This is a genomic window from Siphonobacter sp. SORGH_AS_0500, from assembly GCF_031453245.1.
Taxonomy (GTDB): domain Bacteria; phylum Bacteroidota; class Bacteroidia; order Cytophagales; family Spirosomataceae; genus Siphonobacter.
Genome location: NZ_JAVIYT010000001.1, coordinates 1,954,899 through 1,974,075 on the forward strand (window position 1 = coordinate 1,954,899; position 19,177 = coordinate 1,974,075).

15 protein-coding genes are annotated in these 19,177 nt (G+C 48.2%); 4 read left to right on the forward strand and 11 right to left on the reverse strand.

Annotated elements, in window-relative coordinates; translation table 11 throughout:
* Positions 1–88: 88 nt before the first annotated feature.
* The gene (locus QE357_RS08060; protein WP_106635670.1) at positions 89–259 is read left to right on the forward strand and encodes a FeoB-associated Cys-rich membrane protein; all 171 of its coding nucleotides are present in this window, start codon (positions 89–91) and stop codon (positions 257–259) included.
* A 57-nt stretch (positions 260–316) separates the two neighbouring features.
* Here the strand turns inward: QE357_RS08060 and QE357_RS08065 are convergent, their stop codons facing one another.
* Positions 317–838 (reverse strand): NADPH-dependent FMN reductase, encoded by a 522-nt coding sequence (locus tag QE357_RS08065; protein ID WP_309706624.1) that lies wholly within the window; start codon positions 836–838, stop codon positions 317–319.
* A gap of 138 nt (positions 839–976) precedes the next feature.
* Here QE357_RS08065 and polA point away from each other — a divergent pair, with 138 nt between their 5' ends.
* A complete protein-coding gene (polA, locus tag QE357_RS08070) occupies positions 977–3,802 on the forward strand; it encodes a DNA polymerase I (protein ID WP_309706625.1) in 2,826 nt (941 codons plus the stop codon).
* 210 nt (positions 3,803–4,012) lie between these two features.
* The gene (locus QE357_RS08075) at positions 4,013–4,528 is read left to right on the forward strand and encodes a hypothetical protein (RefSeq protein WP_309706626.1); all 516 of its coding nucleotides are present in this window, start codon (positions 4,013–4,015) and stop codon (positions 4,526–4,528) included.
* Positions 4,529–4,582: 54 nt separating this feature from the next.
* Here QE357_RS08075 and QE357_RS08080 read toward each other — a convergent pair whose 3' ends face one another.
* From QE357_RS08080 to QE357_RS08100, 5 genes are all read right to left on the reverse strand, one after another.
* Complete coding sequence (locus QE357_RS08080) at positions 4,583–5,623, reverse strand: PA0069 family radical SAM protein (protein ID WP_309711345.1); 1,041 nt, start codon at positions 5,621–5,623, stop codon at positions 4,583–4,585.
* A 152-nt stretch (positions 5,624–5,775) separates the two neighbouring features.
* Entirely contained in the window at positions 5,776–6,174 is a 399-nt protein-coding gene (locus tag QE357_RS08085; RefSeq protein WP_307142673.1) for a VOC family protein, read from the reverse strand.
* Between the two features lie 174 nt (positions 6,175–6,348).
* Positions 6,349–6,990 carry a LuxR C-terminal-related transcriptional regulator gene (locus QE357_RS08090; protein ID WP_309706627.1) on the reverse strand — a complete coding sequence of 214 codons (642 nt, stop codon included), beginning with the start codon at positions 6,988–6,990 and terminating at the stop codon, positions 6,349–6,351.
* 399 nt (positions 6,991–7,389) lie between these two features.
* Positions 7,390–9,279: a T9SS type A sorting domain-containing protein gene (locus tag QE357_RS08095; protein ID WP_309706628.1), complete on the reverse strand. Its 1,890-nt coding sequence runs from the start codon at positions 9,277–9,279 to the stop codon at positions 7,390–7,392.
* An 89-nt stretch (positions 9,280–9,368) separates the two neighbouring features.
* Positions 9,369–11,645, reverse strand: a complete 2,277-nt coding sequence (locus QE357_RS08100) for a hypothetical protein (RefSeq protein ID WP_309706629.1) — start codon at positions 11,643–11,645, stop codon at positions 9,369–9,371.
* A gap of 33 nt (positions 11,646–11,678) precedes the next feature.
* On the opposite strand from QE357_RS08100, the gene QE357_RS08105 reads away from it, so the two are divergent.
* Positions 11,679–11,861, forward strand: a complete 183-nt coding sequence (locus QE357_RS08105; RefSeq protein ID WP_309706630.1) for a hypothetical protein — start codon at positions 11,679–11,681, stop codon at positions 11,859–11,861.
* 1,174 nt (positions 11,862–13,035) lie between these two features.
* Here the strand turns inward: QE357_RS08105 and QE357_RS08110 are convergent.
* The 5 genes from QE357_RS08110 to QE357_RS08130 all read right to left on the reverse strand — a co-directional run bounded on the left by QE357_RS08110 (position 13,036) and on the right by QE357_RS08130 (position 19,137).
* The gene (locus tag QE357_RS08110) at positions 13,036–14,403 is read right to left on the reverse strand and encodes an alkaline phosphatase family protein (protein WP_309706631.1); all 1,368 of its coding nucleotides are present in this window, start codon (positions 14,401–14,403) and stop codon (positions 13,036–13,038) included.
* 35 nt (positions 14,404–14,438) lie between these two features.
* Positions 14,439–15,653, reverse strand: a complete 1,215-nt coding sequence (eboE, locus tag QE357_RS08115) for a metabolite traffic protein EboE (protein WP_309706632.1) — start codon at positions 15,651–15,653, stop codon at positions 14,439–14,441.
* 69 nt (positions 15,654–15,722) lie between these two features.
* Positions 15,723–16,892, reverse strand: coding sequence for a 3-dehydroquinate synthase (locus QE357_RS08120; RefSeq protein WP_309706633.1), 1,170 nt, complete (start codon positions 16,890–16,892; stop codon positions 15,723–15,725).
* Positions 16,893–16,990: 98 nt separating this feature from the next.
* The gene (gene eboC, locus QE357_RS08125; protein ID WP_309706634.1) at positions 16,991–17,866 is read right to left on the reverse strand and encodes a UbiA-like protein EboC; all 876 of its coding nucleotides are present in this window, start codon (positions 17,864–17,866) and stop codon (positions 16,991–16,993) included.
* A gap of 371 nt (positions 17,867–18,237) precedes the next feature.
* Positions 18,238–19,137, reverse strand: a complete 900-nt coding sequence (locus QE357_RS08130) for a TatD family hydrolase (protein ID WP_369804201.1) — start codon at positions 19,135–19,137, stop codon at positions 18,238–18,240.
* Positions 19,138–19,177 lie beyond the last annotated feature (40 nt).

The window sequence follows — 19,177 nt, forward strand, 5'->3', positions numbered from 1 at the left end:
GGTTTGAATTCTGAGGTGTTTGAAGATTATTACCTTTTTCTGAACAAAAAGAATCCTTTTGAACGTTGTCTGAAAAATTAAGAAGACTATGGAAACCGCTATCATTATCCTTTTATTTCTGGGAGCTTTAGCCTACATGGGTAATCAGTTCAGAAAGCAGTTTAGCCTGCGAAAGTCGGGCGGTTGTGCGAAAGGCTGTGGTTCCTGTGGGGTTACTAAGTTTGAAGATATACACGTGGAGGCATTACCGAAGAAGTAAGGCTTCCCGATCATTACTACGAAACCCCGGCCTGCTGGTCGGGGTTTTTCTTTGACTTTATCGCTTCTGTATATGCTGAATCAATGTATCTAAAACGGAAGTTAATTGCTGTTCGACAGCCGCATCATTCCATCGCTTGCGAGCGTTGGAAATTAATACGCTGGTCTCTTCAGAAATCTGCGTTCCTAATACATTCAGAATAAACTGAAGTGATTCATGAGCTTTTTCACCCGAAGTTGAGGCTGTAATCAAAGCGGTTGGTTTTTCGGCCCATTCGCCCGATGAAAAACCGACCGTCCAGTCCAGTAGATTTTTGAGTGATCCGGGAATACCGAATACGTATTCAGGCGTACAAATCAGAATACCATCGGCCTGTAATAACTGATTTCTGAAACGCTCAACCGACTCCGGTAATACTTGTAAATCAGGATTGAAAGCTGGGATCTGCTTTAATTCCTTATAACTATTCCAGGTAATGGTTGCCGGAATCTGAGTGGAGAGTTTCTCTAAAATCTGATTATTAACTGAAGCAGCACGTAAACTGCCAGAAATGGCAAGGATTTGGTGGGTATTTTTCATTCGAATAAAAGATAGGTAAGGGCAGAACCCCTTCTTTTCTGAAAAAGATCACCAAAGCCTCACGAAATTCATTCCCATCTATATAACTGAAAGCGGCTTGGGATACCTTAACTTGCAAGCCAGAAACGCAGCGATTGCATGAAAAAACTATTTCTTCTGGACGCGATGGCCCTGATTTACCGGGCACACTTCGCTTTCGCCAAAACTCCCCGTATTACCACCTCCGGCATGAACACCAGTGCCGTTTTTGGTTTTACAAACACCTTATTAGAAGTTATCCGTAAAGAAAATCCAACGCACCTGGGCGTTGCTTTTGATACTCCCAAACCCACCTTTCGGCACACGCGTTTTGAGGCTTATAAAGCTCAGCGTCAGCAACAGCCGGAAGATATTACCATTGCCATTCCTTACGTGAAGCGTTTGTGTGAAGCCCTTTGCATTCCGGTTCTGATTCTGGATGGGTACGAAGCAGATGACATCATCGGAACGCTGGCAAAAAAAGCTTCAGCCGTTGGCGATTTTGAGGTATTTATGATGACTCCCGACAAAGACTATGGTCAGTTAGTGGAGGAGCACGTAAAGCTTTACAAACCTGCCTTTATGGGTAAGGATGTCGAGATCATGGGTCCCAAAGAGGTTTGTGAACGCTGGGGCATTACCAATGTCGATCAGGTAGTTGACTTATTGGGCCTAATGGGCGATGCGGTTGATAACATTCCGGGCATTCCGGGCATTGGAGAAAAAACGGCGGTAAAGCTGATTGCCGAATATGGTTCCGTTGAAAACCTAATTGCGAACGTTGACCAGTTAAAAGGCAAGATGGCGGAAAATGTACGCACGTTTGCGGAGCAGGGCTTATTATCGAAAGAACTGGCGTTAATCGAGCAAAACGTGCCGATTGAGTTTGATGCGGAAGCTCTGAAAATCTGCGAACCCAATCGGGAAATGCTGTCAGCTTTACTGGACGAACTGGAATTCAGAACGCTTCGCAAACGGATGTTAGGCGATGAAACACCCTCCCCTGAGCCTGCTGCGAAAGCACCCAAAGCCAAAGCTCCCACGGCTCAGATGGATCTGTTTGGAGCCGCCCCCGTAACGGAAGTAGCAAGTGCGGAAGTCGCTACGCAATGGGAAACTTCCACCGTTCGCCGAACCGTTCACGATACGGTTCATGATTATCAGTTAATCGATACGCCCGAATTACGCCAGTCGCTGGCTCATTACCTGAATGTACAGGAGGCGATCTGCTTTGATACGGAGACCACCGATCTGTCAGCCATCGAAGCGAAATTAATCGGTATATCCTTTTCCTATCGCGTAGGGGAGGCGTTCTACGTCCCTGTTCCCACAAATCAGGAAGAGGCTCAGGCCATTGTAGAAGATTTTCGGTCGGTCTTTGAAAACGAAGCAGTCGAGAAAATTGCTCAGAATATCAAGTACGACTTGACCGTTCTGGCCAACTACGGCATTGAGGTAAAAGGAAAGCTCTATGATACGATGTTGGCCCATTACCTGATTGAGCCGGAAAAACGGCATGGTATGGACATTCTGGCCGAAACGTATCTGAATTATACACCCGTTGCCATTGAAGAACTGATTGGCAAGAAAGGCAAGAATCAGGGGAATATGCGGGACGTTGACTTGGAAAAAATCAAGGAATACGCCGCTGAGGATGCAGATATTACCCTGCAACTGAAGGAAGTCTTAAATCCCATACTCAAACAGAATCAGAAACTGGTTTCGCTATTTGAAGAAGTGGAAATGCCGCTGGCCCGGGTGCTGTCTGAGGTAGAATCGGAAGGGGTTCGGCTGGATTTAAACTTCCTGAGCGAGCTTTCCCATCAACTCGATACCGACCTTCGGGACACGCAGCAAAAAACCTGGGAGCTGGCCGGACAAGAGTTCAATATTTCCTCCCCGAAGCAATTAGGAGAAATTCTATTCGAAAAACTGCATCTTGACCCTAAAGCGAAAAAGACCAAAACGGGTCAATACATGACGGGGGAAGATGTCCTGCTAAGTCTGGAGTCCAAGCATGAAATTGTACGTAAGATTCTGGATTTCCGTGAGTTGCAGAAATTAAAATCCACTTACGTCGATGCTTTGCCGGCTCTTATTTCTCCCAAAACGGGACGGCTACATACCAGTTTTAATCAGGCCGTGACGGCTACGGGACGGCTTTCTTCCACGAATCCAAACTTGCAGAACATTCCGATTCGGACGGAAAGAGGTCGGGAAATTCGAAAAGCCTTTATTCCCCGCGATGCCGATCACGTTATTCTCTCTGCCGATTATTCGCAGATTGAGTTACGCATCATGGCGGCTTTCTCGGGCGACGCCAGCATGACCGACGCCTTTAACAAAGGACTGGACGTTCACCGGGCCACAGCCAGTAAGGTATTCCATGTGCCGCTGGAAGAGGTTACCTCAGACATGCGGCGGAAAGCCAAAACGGTAAACTTCGGTATTATTTATGGCGTGTCAGCCTTTGGACTTTCACAGCAGGTAGAGGTATCTCGGACGGAAGCTAAAGAACTGATCGATAACTATTTCCGTGAATTTCCGGCGGTTAAGGAATACATGGATGAAAGCATCAGTAAAGTTCGCGAAACGGGCTTTGCCGAAACCATTTTAGGTCGTCGCCGTTATTTGCCAAACATTAACTCCGGTAATCAGACGGATCGGGGGTATGCCGAGCGTAACGCCATTAATGCTCCCATTCAGGGTTCGGCTGCGGACATTATGAAGGTCGCCATGGTGAAAGTGCAGGATTTTATCCGAAAAGAAAAACTGAAATCCCGCATGATTCTCACCGTGCATGACGAATTGGTTTTCGACGCACATGTAAGCGAACTAGAGTACCTCCGGGAAAGGGTTAATGATTTGATGGTTCATGCCTTACCGTTATCTGTGAAAATGGAAACAGGCATGGGCGTTGGACAAAATTGGCTGGAAGCCCACTAACCCATTCAATAAGCGGGCTCAACCAAACGTTAAAGACCTGAAAGGTTGGTCGTCAATCGACTGTCTTATGAGGTTTTTAACTGAATAGGGTAGCCTTAAAGCTATTTCAAAGCTTTTTACGTACATACTAAACTCAAACCCCGGAAAGGAAGTCTTTTCAGTTCGCTAGCGATTGATCTCCAATCCCCCACAAACGAAACAAAAAATTAGATGAAAAAGAGCTTAATGTTCCTGGCTTTATCAGCCGCTTTAGTTTTTGGTTGCAAGAAGGATAACGAAACGGATTCGTCAGCAACAGTAAAAGCAAATCTTACCAAAAGCTGGCAAGCTCAAAAAGTGGAGGGGAAAACTCCAGCGGGAATTACGCTTAATGTGTACACTAAAGGAAGTACTACTAATTTAATTGATGCTTTAGGTACATTTTACGTGACATTCAAAAGCGACGGTAAGTTTGAAAGAAGCTCATTAGACCCAAGCTCTACACAACCTGAAACAGGAACGTGGACATTAGGTTCTGACAACAAAACGATTACCATGGTTACTTCGACTGGAGCGACCTTGACTTACGTAGCAGATCCTGTGACAGCTAATAGTGCTACATTCAAATACAATATTAACGTAACAAATCCTACCGGAATTGATGCATTAATTGTGGCAAGAGCACAAGCTTTTGGGCAATCGTTACCAGCAGGTTCTTACCTGAATTTCTACGTTGTTCCTAAGTAATTATCTTAGATTTTATGGGAAAGGCTGCAAACGGAAGTTTGTGGCCTTTTTTAGTTAGAATAACTTCATTTGCATGCCATCCTTACGGAATTGAGTAATGTCATAGGGAGGCATTACCCGTTGGGCCATGTACCTATGCAGCGAAATGCGATGTAATTGTCGAATATGCTCAGCTATTTTTCCTTCCCCCATCATCCGAACATTCCAGCGACTGTCATTCAACTGTCCGCCGTGACAATCCCGAATTTGATTTAATACTTTTTCGGCCCGGTCGGGAAAGGTTTTATGAATCCAGTCTTCAAATAACTCAGCAATGGCTCCGTTTAGTCGCACGATGGTATAACCCGCCGTCAAAGCTCCGGCCTGAGCAGCAGCTTCCAGAATTTTAGGAATCTCCTGATCGTTCAACCCCGGAATAATCGGGGCCGACATAACGCCAACGGGCACACCTGCCGCGGTTAACTGCTCGATTACCTGCAAACGTTTGTGAGCCGTTACCGTTCTGGGTTCCATCGCCTGCCGCAGATTTTCGTTGAGGCTGGTAATGGAAATGTAGACGTGAACCAGCCGATGAGCGGCCAGCTCGCTTAACAAATCAATATCCCTTAGAATGAGGGCATTTTTGGTAATCATTCCCACCGGATTTCGATACTTCAGGAACACCTTCAGCAAACTTCGGGTTAACTCGAATTTCTTTTCGGCGGGTTGGTAACAATCCGTATTTCCTGATAACTCAATGGGGGCGGGTTCCCAGCTTTTCCTGAGAAACTGTTCTTCCAGCAACTGTGCCGCATTTTTCTTCACCATGATTTTTGTCTCAAAATCAAGTCCGGCTGAAAAGCCCCAGTATTCGTGCGAGTTACGGGCATAACAATAAATGCAGCCGTGCTCACAACCCTGATAGGGATTGATGGATTTGCCGATGGGTAAGTCAGGGCTCGAAAACGTACTGATGATTTTCTTTGGCGTTTCGGTAAAAAATTGCGTTTGCGGCGAAGGCTGTATTTCCTCATCCGGTTCTGCTTCCAAACGCTGTTTCAAAAATCGATTGGCCGTATTGAGCTGAGCTCCGCGACCTTTGAGGTAATCATTCATACCCATGGCTGTAAATTTTGATCAAATGTATATAAAAACAGATCAAAAAATCAGTTATGTAGACAAAATGATTGTTTTATGTAGTTATTGAATAAAAAAAATAGCGACTAATCAGTCGCTATCCAGAACTTCGTATCAAGGTAATTAGAGGTTTAATCGCAATTAAGCATCCATTTGATGCCGTATTTATCCGTCAGGGTTCCGAATTTCGAACCCCAGAAGGTATCCTGTAAAGGCATCGTCACACGCCCACCCTGAGACAAGCCTTTGAAAATTCGCTTGATCTCTTCCTGCGAACCACAGGTGACATTCAGAGTAACCATATTGCCTGAATGAACCGATTTGTGCTGTACGTCATCTGCCGCCATCAGTTCGAGTGAATGATTTTTTAACCGCGAATGCATGATTTTCGATCTAACATCATCCGGGATAGGCATCGGCGAGTTTTCGTAAGTCATACAATCAAATTCACCACCGAAGCATTGCTTATAGAAAGTCATCGCTTCCAGGCAATTACCGCCAAACATTAGATAAGCTTTGATTTGTGCCATAGCTCAATAAATAGAAGTAGAGGAACAGGTAACCGATGACAATGATAAGTATAATTTATAATTATTGAAATTATTATTTGTAATTTATTTATAATAACAAAATAAAGGCTGGTGTTCCCACCAGCCTTTATTTTGATAACCGCTTGGTAGAGCAGAGTGATTGCCAAGCGGTATTTAGTGAGGTTTGAGGATTCTGGCCAGGTCGAGGATGTTATCGACGTTGGTTTTGCGGAAGATATTTTTCTTGACGGTGCTGATGGTGGGAGCCTTGCGGTTCATGAGCTCGGCAATTTTGGAAATGCTCATGCCCTTCAACAGGTAGTCGGCGACGGTGTTTTCCATGCGGCTGAGGATGACGGTTTTTTTAGTGGGGTCAGCAAGCCGGGTCAAGAGCAGGTCATAGACCAGGTCGGTATTGATGTAGAGCTGGTCGCTTTGGAGCTGCCGGAGGCAGGCCTCCAGGTCGATGGGGGTAAAAGTCTCGGGCAGGTAGCCCTGGATTCGTCCGTGAAAAAAGGGCAGCAGCGAGCTAATGGGATTACGGTAGCCGTACATGACCACTTTACAGGATTTGTTGTGGAGGCGAAAGGAGTCCAGGGGCAGGGAGATCTGCTGATCGGAGCAGGCATGGGCACTAAACAAGAGCAGGTCCAAAGGAGTATCGCTTCGCTTTTCTTCGAGCTCGGCCCAGTCGCTGGCTTCGAGCACGGAGTGGGCCTCCCTTTCCAGAGCCTGTTTCAGTCCGCTGGTGAACATGGGCCGGTTGTCGAGGATGGCAATGGTGAGGGGAGGCAGGAGAGAGGAATAGCCAGGCATGATGAAAAAAATAAGTAGGGTTGGGGATGAGCAATCAATCGTTGGGTGAGTAGAGCCTAGCAATCAGGCAAGGCCCTTTTAAACGTGAGACAATGTTCCAGCATTTTTTTAGAAGGGAATAGGGATAAAATTGCCTAACTAGTACTAAAATCTTGTCTAGGTTTAAAAAATGGGGTTTTAATGAAAGTTTGATGGCAAGCGGGGCGGGGGTTTAAAGAAAAATAGATAAACAGGTTACGGTTTGGCTTCTTAGCGGGCTGGGGGCGAAACGCCATTGTTGGCGAAAAGGGGTTTTGAGTGAACCAAGCCCGCAAAAAGAGCCCCGCCGAAACGACGAGGCTCTGGATACTGGAAAGGTGAAAAAACTAGACAAAAATCTAAGGATCTCTTTGCTTTCCCCTAGCGGGCGATGAGTACTTTATGAGTATGAGCCGAGCCGTCGGAGAGCGAAAGCTTGAGCAGGTAGACGCCGCTGGGATAGGCCGTGACCTTCAAGCCCTCGGGGCTCCACTCCGGGGCCGAGTAGAGGACTCGGCCCTGCCCATTGATGAGCTCGACTTTACTAACTCTACTTGGCTCGACTCCGCCGAGTTGGAGGCGGTCGGTAGCCGGGTTGGGGTAGACCAAGGACCTCGCCATAAGCTTGTCGAAGGCAACGCTAAGGGTCCGACTGAAGGCGAAGGTCTGATCCAGGTCAATCATCTTGAGTCGGTAGTAGTTGAGGCCCGGGGCCGGTTGAGCGTGAGTAAAGGCGTAGTACTTCATTGAAGTACTGCCTCCGGCGGCTTTGACTTGACCCAGGGTCAGCCAACGTTCGGCATCGGTGCTGGTTTGAATCTCGAAGCGGTCGGTATTCGTTTCCACCGAAGAAGCCCAGGTAAGCTGAGCCACCGTGTTGACCGCTTTAGCCTGGAAGCTGACCAGGGTCACGGGCAGGGACGCATCAGTAAAGGGCACGGTCACGGTTTTGGGATCGGAGGCCACGCCGGCATTATCGATGACGGCATAGTCAAAGGTGGTCTGGGTCGCCCCCGGATCGGTGGGATCGACACTTAGCTTGGAGGGATCAAAGTTAGGGATGCTGGTGGTACCGGCGATGGCAGAGACATCGTTAACGGAGCTCACGCGAAGGGAACCGCTGCTCAGGGTCTGGTTGGTGCTGGTGATCGCGTTACCGTTGTAGTAGAGCGTACCACCCGTGGCGGAATAGAGGATCACACTCCGCCCCGTCAGGTTCGAGGCATAGCCAGCTGGGGCGTCTTCGCGGTCTTGACCGGTGAAGAGGGAGCTAGCCAGAGCGGCCTGAAGGGTCCCGCCGGGATTGGGCGAGCTATCAGCGGTGGCGTTTTGCACCAGGGGCTTGCTGTTGATACCGAAGGTAAGGGTAGTGACATTACCCGAGGGGTTGACGGCAATTACACCGGGAAGGGTGTTGGGGGTTTCCACGCCGGAGCCGGCGGCGTTGTTCGTGCCGTAGTTTTCGCGGGTGTTGAGGTAGGGCATGGTACCGCCATTGGGCAGGGAGGCCGCTGGAGCGTTATCTCCGGGGTTGGCCGCCGAAGCATTACTCAGCACGACTTTGTAAGCGGTGTTGAGGGCACCGCTGAGGGTATAGGCACCGGTGCTGGCGTTGACGGAGGCTTTGTCAACGACTTGATCGGCGGCATTGACCAGGTAAACGGTGAGGGAGGAAGAACCCAGGTTGGAGCCCATCTCGCCGGTGTCGATGAGGCCATTGCCATTACCATCCGAGAAAACCGTTCCTGATATGGTGATGGTACAGGAGGCAAAACCTACCACGATGGGGCTGGCCGCATGGTAGCAGGAACTACTTTTGTAGGCTACGTAATAGGTAGTTAGGCTACTGGGGTTCACAGTAGAGCTGGGTAGCTCATTGCTGGCTGAAGCGGGCACGCCCGAGTGGTAGCTCAGGGTATAGCCTGTGGGCATACCCGTAGTTTCTACGTAATCGGCCAGATTAACCGACGAGCTTCCGCAGGCCTTAGTCACATAGCGTAACGGAGCTGCTATTGATTTACCTACGCAGCCATTTAGGCCCGTGAAGGTGTAAGCAGCGTAATATAACCCGGCTGGGGCACTGGCTGCATTGGCTACCGGCGTGGTTGCTGCGGCATCGGTATACCAGTTGAGGGTAGCCCCCGCCACGGGAGCAGCGGTGGTAGGAGCATGATCATTGAGATTGATCGTGGCCTGACCCAGGACGGAAAGCGGGAGAATAGCCCACGCCAGCCAAGCCTGAAAGAGGGTATGTTTGATGAGTCGGTTCATTGTCTAATGGGTTAAGTACATGTTCAGCAATAGTGATAGAGGCTCTCTTTGGTAAGAAGAAAGCAAAAAGCTACTACAGCGGGCAGGTACTATTTGAGAACCGGTGCAACTACCTGAGGCGTACATTTATCCAAGGTCCAGGTATTACAATTGGTATTGACTACCTCGTTCTGATTCAGGTTGGCTGTACAGGAACCAGAGCCAAAGTTGAACGTAAGGGTACCCAGGGTAGAACCGTCGTATTGAACGGGAATTTTGAAGGTTTGTACACCCGTCGTGGTTGTAGAAACACTGTTCACGCCATAAAGGCTAAATCCACTACCCGAAACCGAAACGGGGAACGTCCCCGCGGTAGTGACGTTAGCCGTCACGATCAGGAACATTTGATTAGGGGTACCTTGCACGGGAGCTGGGGTGATCTGTGTTTTGGGGCAATCGACGGTGGCTACTGCAGATGCAACCAGTGTTACCGGACCAGACGGGCCAGAGGCTGCACCCCCATTGAAGGCGACCGTAAAGTTGGTATACGTACCGGCCGGCAGGTTTGGAATAGTAACCTTACCCGTGCCATCGCTGGTAGTCGAATAGGTAGCAGTCGTGTTGTCAGGCTTGGTATAGGTGACCGTCACGGGCGTGTTGGCTGGGTAGGTAGAACCTGAAGGGGGGCTCAGGCTCACGCTGCCATCCGTACCGCCCGGTGTGGTTGGATTTGTACCTGTTGGCACGGGTGTGGCTGGTGGTGCAACCAGCGTGACCGGACCAGACGGGCCAGAGGCTGCACCCCCATTGAAGGCGACCGTAAAGTTAGTATACGTACCGGCCGGCAGGTTTGGAATAGTAACCTTACCCGTGCCATCGCTGGAACCTGAATAGGTAGCCGTCGTGTTATCGGGTCTGGTATAGGTGACTGTTACGGGCGTGTTGGCTGGGTAGGATGAACCGGAAGGGGGGCTCAGGCTCACGCTGCCATTCGTACCGCCCGGTGTGGTAGGGTTTGTGCCGGTTGGCACGGGCGTGGCCGGTGGTGCAACCAGCGTTACCGAATTAGATGGAGCGGAAGCTGGGCCACCATTAAATGCGACCGTAAAGTTAGTATACGTACCGGCCGGCAGGTTTGGAATAGTAACCTTACCCGTGCCATCGCTGGTAGTCGAATAGGTAGCAGTCGTGTTGTCAGGCTTGGTATAGGTGACCGTCACGGGCGTGTTGGCTGGGTAGGATGAACCGGAAGGGGGGCTCAGGCTCACGCTGCCATTCGTACCACCCGGTGTGGTGGGGTTCGTACCTGTTGGCACAGGTGTGGCCGGTGGTGCAACCAGGGTGACCGAGTTGGACGGGTTGGACGCGGGACCACCATTGACTGATACAACAAACCCTGGATATGTACCTACAGGCAAATTGGGAATGGTAATCTTGCCTGTGCCATCGGTAGTGCCCGTATAGGTACCTGTGGTGTTGTCAGGCTTGGTATACGTAACCGTTACAGGCGTGTTGGCGGGATAGGAACCCGTGGCGGCACTCAGGCTGACGCTACCCGTACCAGTCGGGGTGGTGGGATTCGTGCCGGTAGCTACGGGGGTAGTTGCCGCTGGCTCCATCGAAAAATTATCGAAAGCGTAGTATACGACACCACCATTCAGTCCGGTTGCGGTTAGTTGATTAAATTGCCCTACCATCATGTAGTTTTCCGTACCATCGGCGGTGTATGTCAAGGTTACGGGCACCCAGGTATTGCGGCTTGCTGTCCCATACACTTGCTGGTTACTTGCCGGAACCAGGGCCCTCTTAGTTGGGTTCCATGAATCCAACACCCCCCCTAAAGTTGCTGAAAATACACCACCTGCTTCGGGACTAGTTGCAGAAAAACCAACCCCCAGATAGCCTCGGAGTGATGTAGGTAAGTCCCTATACTCAATGTCTGACTGGAAGTTGCCATTATCGTCTATCATGCTTTGGTACACATGCAGTGTATAGAATTTGATGGTATATGTAACACCTGCAGTCAGTGTCTGAGGAAGCATGGTGGCGACATATTCTTTCTGATTATGACCATCTGTTTCCATAAACATCCCTACATGGCGGTCGCCATGTTGAGCATATTTATATGAATAAGGTCCAGCGTTGATGTTGGGAGAAATTTGCATCACAAAGTGGCCTCCTTTGTCCCAATAGTCTGAACTTGCATATGATGGTCTAAACCAATCTTTACACCTGTCCACTTGATCATGTCCGGTAGCATGATCATAGGGGGGGGCTGGTGTTTCAAAACTCGGGTTACTGATATACTGGGCAAATGTGTTCGTGGTGGAAAGCACGAGCAGCATCGCAGCCACGTAACCGATTAGCTGTTGTATGATTTTTTTCATCGTGTTTTTGTGTTTAAATGCATTCATTATACGGTGATCAGATGGTTTATTGCCTCCCCGGCCGGGGTTTTCACGGTTTCCTGTCTGGTGGGTTATGCCAGTGCGGCCAGTCTGGCCATCGGCGGCATGGCTGATAGGGCAGTGATTCTAAGTTTTCTCATGGTTGCTGAGTTGGGTTACTGTAGTATGAAATGGATTAAAAAAGGTGATAAATGAATGAGGGAGCTACCTGTCAGAGAGCTAGTAGAGTTTTGCTAGAACCGAGCTCTTGTTACGAAAAAGTGTAAGACCCTTGTCACTAAGGAATGGGCCTATGCCGGATGAAAAGACTACCGAACTTCTGGGAAGCTTACCGAGGAAGGGGTGATCGGAGAGCCTCAGCTCAAGCCTGGGTAGAGAGGATGTATATGTTCAGTCGATAGCTTTCGGGTTTACGATGATGGAAGGATAAGGATATTCTACCAAGCCCCTGGCTGCTGTTTGATGGGGGTGGGATAGTTGAAGAGTTTTCAGGTTGAACAAGGGTCGTGTCTGTAACAGTCTTAAGGGTGATAGTTGGGGCTTATTTATACGGAAAACAGAAACGCTGCTGTACAGGGATAAAAGTCAACGGAGTTCAATAGGGGTAAGCTCTAGCTATTTTAACTTATTTATTGCTACTCCGGGTCAGTGAAAAATCACGCCCTGAGGTAGATGAATGTAGATTCTAGCGTTAGTTCATGCGATAGAATAATAGATTACAGGGATGGATAAAGGGTACAGAAAGGTATCTATGCTTATTTCAATGGAGGATCGGAATAAATCCATGCAAAATTATCATTGGATAATAGATGCAATATTCAGGAAAAGTGCAGGAATGGATGGGTTGATATTTTGCCAGATAGTAGTATAAATCTGGTCAACTAGCCCTGGTAACGGCTGAGGCTGTGTTTGTGTAGAGAAATTTTAGAATTTTGTCGATAGAAAATCTTTTTATTTCTATCGTAGAAGTTCTTCTAGTGGTCCTACTTAAAATCAACGAAAAGTATTTGTGATTAAGAATTAAAAAAAGATAAGGCGGTTAGCTTTGCTTATGTTTACTTATGGATGATGAGACAGTCCTGGAAAACTTTTACTTCAGGGTGCCGAAGCCTGAGTTATTCTATTGAAGGGAAGATCTATCAGCTTAAGTCTTAGAGAAAGGTATTGGCAACTCTATAGTAGATACTAACGGTTATTCACTTAAAAGCCATAAGCCCGATTAACTATCGGGCTTATGGCTTTTATAGATAAGTATGTGCTTTATCTTATATAGTACTTGAATGAGATCGGCCAGAGGCCTATAGCTAGGTGGTCACTCGGCAGAGCCGAGCGACTGCGGTTAGGAATGAAGTAGCCAAGGTTTCCCCTTCTAGCTATTCAAATGCTGCCAGATTAAATCGTAAACATCGGTAGCCAGTATTTCAGTTTTTCCCGTGGGCTGATCCGAGATAAACACGGGATGGAATGCTTTAGGAGCGTAAATGGCTCCGTGAGAACCTTTAACCAGCGTCGCATCCAGCGGAATGACATCCATCAGATACCGGAAGCCTAATAACTTGCGAGCCAGCTTATACCCCGCCCGAAGCTTGATGAATGGATTCTTGGGGTCCATGAACATCTCTACCGGATCGTACCCCGGCTTGCGGTGAATATCCACCAGATGAGCATAATCGGGAGCCTTTTTATCGTCTAACCAGTAGTAATAGGTAAACCAGCTATCCGTTTCAGCCATTAGTACCAGATCTCCCGAACGTTCATGATCGATGTGATGCTCGCGTTTTCCTGCTTCGTCTAATACCAGCTTTACGCCCGGTACTTTTTCAAGTAACTGCTTCACAAAAGGAATTCGCGATTTATCCTTCACATACACGTGTGCAATCTGGTGATCGGACACCGCGAAGGCTTCGGATACACCTGCGTCGAGTAACTCGTACCAACGTTCGGTTCGCACTGAGATTAACCCGGCTTCCCGCAAAATGCGGTTCAGGTGAACGGGACGACTCACATCATTAATACCGTATTCCGAAAGCAGAATAATCTTCGCATTTTTCTGCTGGTAATACTCAATCAATTGCTTTAATACCCGATCAATTTCACCGAGTTCCTGCTTGATATGATCAAAATCCAGGCCGAATTTTTGCAGGCAATAGTCCAGGTGCGGCAGGTAAATCAGGGTTAATGTGGGATCATTCCGCTGGTCTACCCAGATGGAAGCGTCGGCAATCCACTGCGTTGATTTAATATTCGCATTCGGGCCCCAGAAGCTGAAGAGCGGAAATTGCCCTAATTGTTCCTGTAACTGATCTCGTAGTTCCGGGGGGTAGCTATAGCAATCGGGAGCCTTTACGCCGTCGGCATGATACTGGGGGCGGGGCGTAACCGACCAGTCTGCCGAAGCGTACATATTATACCACCAGAACATCTTGGAAACGGTAAATTTGGAATCGACTTTGCGGGCCGCTTCCCAGATTTTCTCACCTTTTACCAGGTGATTCGACTGTTTCCAGAACTTGATTTCGGCATCCTGATGGTCGTACCAGCCGTTGCCGACGATACCGTTTTCACTCGGCCATTTTCCGGTAACATACACACTTTGTGCAGTGGTGGTAACCGCCGGGAAAACGGGAGTTATGGTTTGTATATTTCTGGTTTTGAGGTAATTGCTTAGGAAAGGCGTATGTTCCCCGATCACACTCTGACTCAGGGCAACTACGTCAATGACAACCGTCTTTTGCATGATTTTCAACAGGAGTTAGGCAATAAGGTCGGGGCTTAATTAAGATCAATCCGCGTGCCGAGTTCAATGTGATCGAGCACCCATTTCATTTCGCGGGTAATCGATTCCGTAATGGGTAATTGCGATTCGGAGGGTAATACGCCCCAGGTATAGGTTTCGACTTCGAGGTGCTCCGTAAAAGGCTTACGTTTCTGCCGATTGAGCACCTGAATAATGTCCTGCTGCGTCGATTGCAGCAATCCGTATTGTTCCAGAAATAGGGGAACGTGGTAATGAATTCGCCATTGTCCGGTTGGATCGGCCTCCCAGAGAGCGGTGTTCAGGTCGGGATACTTGAGTAATGTATCCTGATGTTTAGCTACGACCTGATGCAGATACGTAGGTTCGTCAAAACGTTGGAGTAACTCCAGTTTCTCTTCGATTTGATCCTCAAAATCAACCTTCAGGGCCGAGCTAATCTGAATTTTACCAATACCAATGCCTTCCTGTTCAAATAGATCAATGGCCTGAGTCTGGTTCTCAAATTCTACGGCAAAATGGCAGACATCGTAACAAACCTGCACGTGCGTGCGAAGAGCTGCCTCGGCTTCGGCTTCGTTTAATCCGGCCTTCTGAACCAGGTAAGGAACCCCGTCGAATAGTAACTGATCGTTAAACCAGGCGATGAACTCGGTGGAGTTTTCGAGTAATCCATCCGGTTCGGGTTCCAGATTGAGGTGTAAAACCTGGCCCGTTTCCTGATTGATCTGAATTAAAGCCAGCACCACTTCCAAAATATGATGCGTCGCCTGCTGAAAGGCTTCCGTCCGGGTAGATTCCTGCGGGCACCAGTGGCGGTAGGTCAGGGGTGAAGTCGAAATACTGCCCCGCATGCCTTCGGGTAATAACTTCGAAAGAATCTGAAACAGACGAAGGGTATAGTCGCGGCGTTCGGGCTGAATCCAGTCGGGAGCGTGGACATTTTCTTTGACACGGGTATCGTGAAAACCGCCATAGGGAAACCCATTCATGGTAAAGACATAGGCGTTCTGATCTTTCAGCCATTCCTGAAAAGGCCTGAGATTGGTTTCCAGTAACAAGTCCTTACTTGCCAGACCTGCCACTCGTAAGCCTATGCCGAAAGGTTTGTGCGGAGCCAGGGATTGCCGGATGCTGGGAATGCTGGCTTTTAAAGCGTCGAAATGGTCATCCCAACGTTCGCCGGGGTGAATATTGCTGCAATAAGTTAAGTGACCCAAAGATGTTTTCATAGACTGGTCCTGTTTTGGGTTAGAGGATTATTGAGAAAGCCCAGGTGATTATCCCGGGCTAGTATTCATTTAAAGTACTTCGCTTACGTTTTCAAACGTATTTCCCTGTAGGGCCGCTACGGATTTCTGAATTAATTCGTTATCCATTTCATGCACTTCTACGCCTTTACCCAACGCATCGAGCAAGGTAATGGTTAATCGTCCACCGAGGTGTTCCTGGAATTCCCGGAGTCCGTTAATCAGATGGAACGAATCATTTTCTGCCAGTGCCGGATGGTATAATTCAAAACCTAGCTGCGTTAATACGCTTAACACCCGCTGCGTGTCTGCTTGATTTAACCGACCCGCGAGTAAGGAATAATACGTGTCTAAAGCTATACCAATGGCTACGGCCTCGCCATGACGAATTTCAAAATTGGTCAGATATTCCAGTTTATGAGCCGACCAGTGCCCAAAATCGAGCGGCCGAGCCGAGCCACTTTCAAAGGGATCTCCGCTGCTGATGTGCTGAATGTGTAACTCCGCACAACGGTGGATGAGGTATTGCATTGCTTCGGTACCCCGCTGAGACAGAGCAAAGGCATTCGCTTCAATCCACTCAAAAAAGGCTTTATCTTTAATGAGAGCTACTTTAATGGCTTCCGAAATGCCTGAACGCCAGTCACGGTCGTTCAGCGTACGCAGAAAATCGCTGTCATTGAAAACGGCAATTGGTGGAGCAAAAGTGCCCAGAAAGTTTTTCTTGCCTTTGTAGTTAATACCGTTCTTCACACCTACGCCCGAATCATTCTGTGAAAGTACGGTCGTAGGAATCCGAATGTGTTTCACGCCCCGGTGCGAAACGGCGGCAGCGTAACCTACCAAATCCAGAACGGCACCTCCCCCAATGGCGGCTACAAACGAGTGACGATCAATGCCAAAGCGATCCACAGCATCGACAATCTGTTCGAATAAATCAGGATCGTTTTTAGAGGCTTCCCCGCCGGGAATAACCAGCCATTCGGGAACGCAGGTAATACCTTTCACCGAACGGAAATAATGGGCAATCTGATCGGGTAACGTAGGGTGAGCTTCCAGCACGCCGGAATCGATGCAAAAGAAAATCTTCTTGTGGAAATCGCTTTCGCCGTATTGACTAAGAAAATCCCGAAGCTGGGAATTCTCAGGATCGAAAAGTTGCTGGGTAAAAAAAACCGGATACGAAAACGTGACCGTGAATCTCTGCTGTATGGTTTCCATGGACTTTAGTGGATGATTTAGCGTTGTGAGTTTTGGGTTTGGAGTTTAGGGTTGAAATAACCCCTAACCCTAAACTCCAAACCCAAAACTTACAACGCTTACGTTACGGCGAACCATTTGGCTAACTGTAGCGAAAAAGGTAACAAGAGGAGAGTTGCCAGTCCCAGCGGCCAGGCTCCGAAAGCCATGCACCAGGCAGCATTCATAATAATTAAAGACAATACACCGGCTTTCACGGCTTTACCAATATTGGGGCCAATAGGATTCTGATAGGCCGTTAGTAAGGGCTTGAAAACCATAAAGGCATGAATCAGAACCAGAGGTAGAGCTTCCAGTAAATGTCCCTGCATGTAGCCAAAGGCCAACTGAGCTATTTCTACCACGGCATATAATATCCCGGCAAAAAGCATGGTGCGGGAGTGGCCGCCGTGCACTTCACCCCGGCTAATCATGGTAATGGCTGCAATGAAAATAATGGGTAGAAAACCGACGGCGTAATAATCGCTGAGTAACTCAGGAATTAAGCTTACGCCTAATAATAAGTTTAGTCCGCGGCAAAGGCCCATATTTAAAGGCCCAAGGATAGCGTCATGCTTGGCAAAACGATCATAGCTTAGGGTAAGGATAGCGATGGCGGCGGCAATAATACCACTTTCAAGGCTACATAAGCTGGCGGCTCCGATGCCTAATAAATGCAGAACGGTTCCCTGAAAAATGGCAGCTTCGATGGAAATCTGTCCGCTAGGGATGGGACGTTCGGGACGTTCTACAGCGTCGAGCTGAGCATCGAAAACGTCATTAAAAACCACACCGCCTCCGTATAAACCAACCGTGGCTGCACTGAGGGTGAGAAAAGAACGCCAGTCAAACGCGGGAGGAATAGCTCCGGCGATGGCTGCTCCGGCCCAGACATCAGCGACTGCCGTGACGAGGTTCGCCGGTCGCATTAACTGAATAAATGCCTTGATGTTCAAAATAGTATTCTTCTAGAGCTTAGAAAAGCAGTGATAAAGCAGGTTTCGAAAAATCCTTTTCAGAAACAGACAGGCAATTTAGTCAACATGGTTAACAAAAGCAGTACCGGAATTCATCTCTATCGACAAAATTAAGATTTCAATAAGACTTAATAGTTTCCTAAAGGTCCATAAAAATAAGTTTGTTTTTCTGAACACGAACGTGGTCCGTAGCACGCAGAATGATAGGACGCATTCTTACGTGTTACAGACCACGGTAGCAAAGGTAAATAGTTGACCGTTTTTGGTTGTCAGTGGACCAATGGATAGTCAGTATTTTATAACCGAACCATATAGTATTGAATAATTAGAAGAACGTAATGCAATAGGTATTACTTAATAAAAATTGAATCTTTGTCAATGCGGGGCTGCTGACCACCGCGAAGAATGGTATTGCCATTGAATTTCTGACTTTGGTCAATTTCCTGTCCGAAATCAGCTTCATCAATTTGTCCGCTTTGGGCGAAGGCATCGAGGGCATTCTGATAGGTAACCAGTCGAACCGCTTCGTCAGAAATGCCTTTCATTTTCATCAGAGCCGCCGTTTTGGGAACCGCCAGCGGATCGGAGATGCCCCAATCTGCCGCCGAATTCACCATAATCCGCTCAGGGCCGTATTGTCTTACGACTTCCACCATACGTTCATTTCCCATTTTAGTGAAAGGGTAGATGGTGAAAGCTGCCCAAAAGCCCTGATCCAGCACACTTTTTACGGTTTCTTCATTGTTGTGATCAACAATGACCATACCAGGGTCCAGACCGTGTTCCAGAGCGATAGCCATACTGCGTTCGGTACCCTGTTTTTTGTCGCGGTGAGGCGTGTGAATCTGAACGGGAAGATTGGCTTCTTTGGCCAGTTCCAGTTGCAGGCGATAAAAGCGTTCTTCGGCAGCGGTCTGGTCGTCAAAACCAATTTCGCCGATGCCTACCACGCCCTCTTTGTACACAAACAAGGGTAATACTTCCATTACCTGTTCCGCCAGAGCTTCGTTATTAGCCTCGCGGGAATTGAGGCCGATGGTACAGTAGTGCTTAATCCCAAACTGTGACGAACGAAAACGTTCCCAACCCACCAGACTGCTGAAATAATCTTTAAACGAAGCCACGCCCGTACGGGGTTGCCCAAGCCAGAAGGCGGGTTCAATCAAGGCTACTACTCCGGCATCGGCCATGGCCTGATAATCGTCGGTCGTGCGGGAAGTCATGTGTACGTGGGGATCAAAGAACTTCATGCCCTTGATCAGATCCCGGTACTGCGTGAATTCCAGGTTA

Excerpts from the sequence above, each read along its gene's own strand:
- QE357_RS08060 (WP_106635670.1), top strand. The coding sequence starts at position 89 with ATGGAAACCGCTATCATTATCCTTTTATTTCTGGGAGCTTTAGCCTAC.
- QE357_RS08065 (WP_309706624.1), bottom strand. The coding sequence starts at position 838 with ATGAAAAATACCCACCAAATCCTTGCCATTTCTGGCAGTTTACGTGCT.
- polA (WP_309706625.1), top strand. The coding sequence starts at position 977 with ATGAAAAAACTATTTCTTCTGGACGCGATGGCCCTGATTTACCGGGCA.
- QE357_RS08075 (WP_309706626.1), top strand. The coding sequence starts at position 4,013 with ATGAAAAAGAGCTTAATGTTCCTGGCTTTATCAGCCGCTTTAGTTTTT.
- QE357_RS08080 (WP_309711345.1), bottom strand. The coding sequence starts at position 5,623 with ATGAATGATTACCTCAAAGGTCGCGGAGCTCAGCTCAATACGGCCAAT.
- QE357_RS08085 (WP_307142673.1), bottom strand. The coding sequence starts at position 6,174 with ATGGCACAAATCAAAGCTTATCTAATGTTTGGCGGTAATTGCCTGGAA.
- QE357_RS08090 (WP_309706627.1), bottom strand. The coding sequence starts at position 6,990 with ATGCCTGGCTATTCCTCTCTCCTGCCTCCCCTCACCATTGCCATCCTC.
- QE357_RS08095 (WP_309706628.1), bottom strand. The coding sequence starts at position 9,279 with ATGAACCGACTCATCAAACATACCCTCTTTCAGGCTTGGCTGGCGTGG.
- QE357_RS08100 (WP_309706629.1), bottom strand. The coding sequence starts at position 11,645 with ATGAAAAAAATCATACAACAGCTAATCGGTTACGTGGCTGCGATGCTG.
- QE357_RS08110 (WP_309706631.1), bottom strand. The coding sequence starts at position 14,403 with ATGCAAAAGACGGTTGTCATTGACGTAGTTGCCCTGAGTCAGAGTGTG.
- eboE (WP_309706632.1), bottom strand. The coding sequence starts at position 15,653 with ATGAAAACATCTTTGGGTCACTTAACTTATTGCAGCAATATTCACCCC.
- QE357_RS08120 (WP_309706633.1), bottom strand. The coding sequence starts at position 16,892 with ATGGAAACCATACAGCAGAGATTCACGGTCACGTTTTCGTATCCGGTT.
- QE357_RS08130 (WP_369804201.1), bottom strand. The coding sequence starts at position 19,137 with ATGAAGTTCTTTGATCCCCACGTACACATGACTTCCCGCACGACCGAC.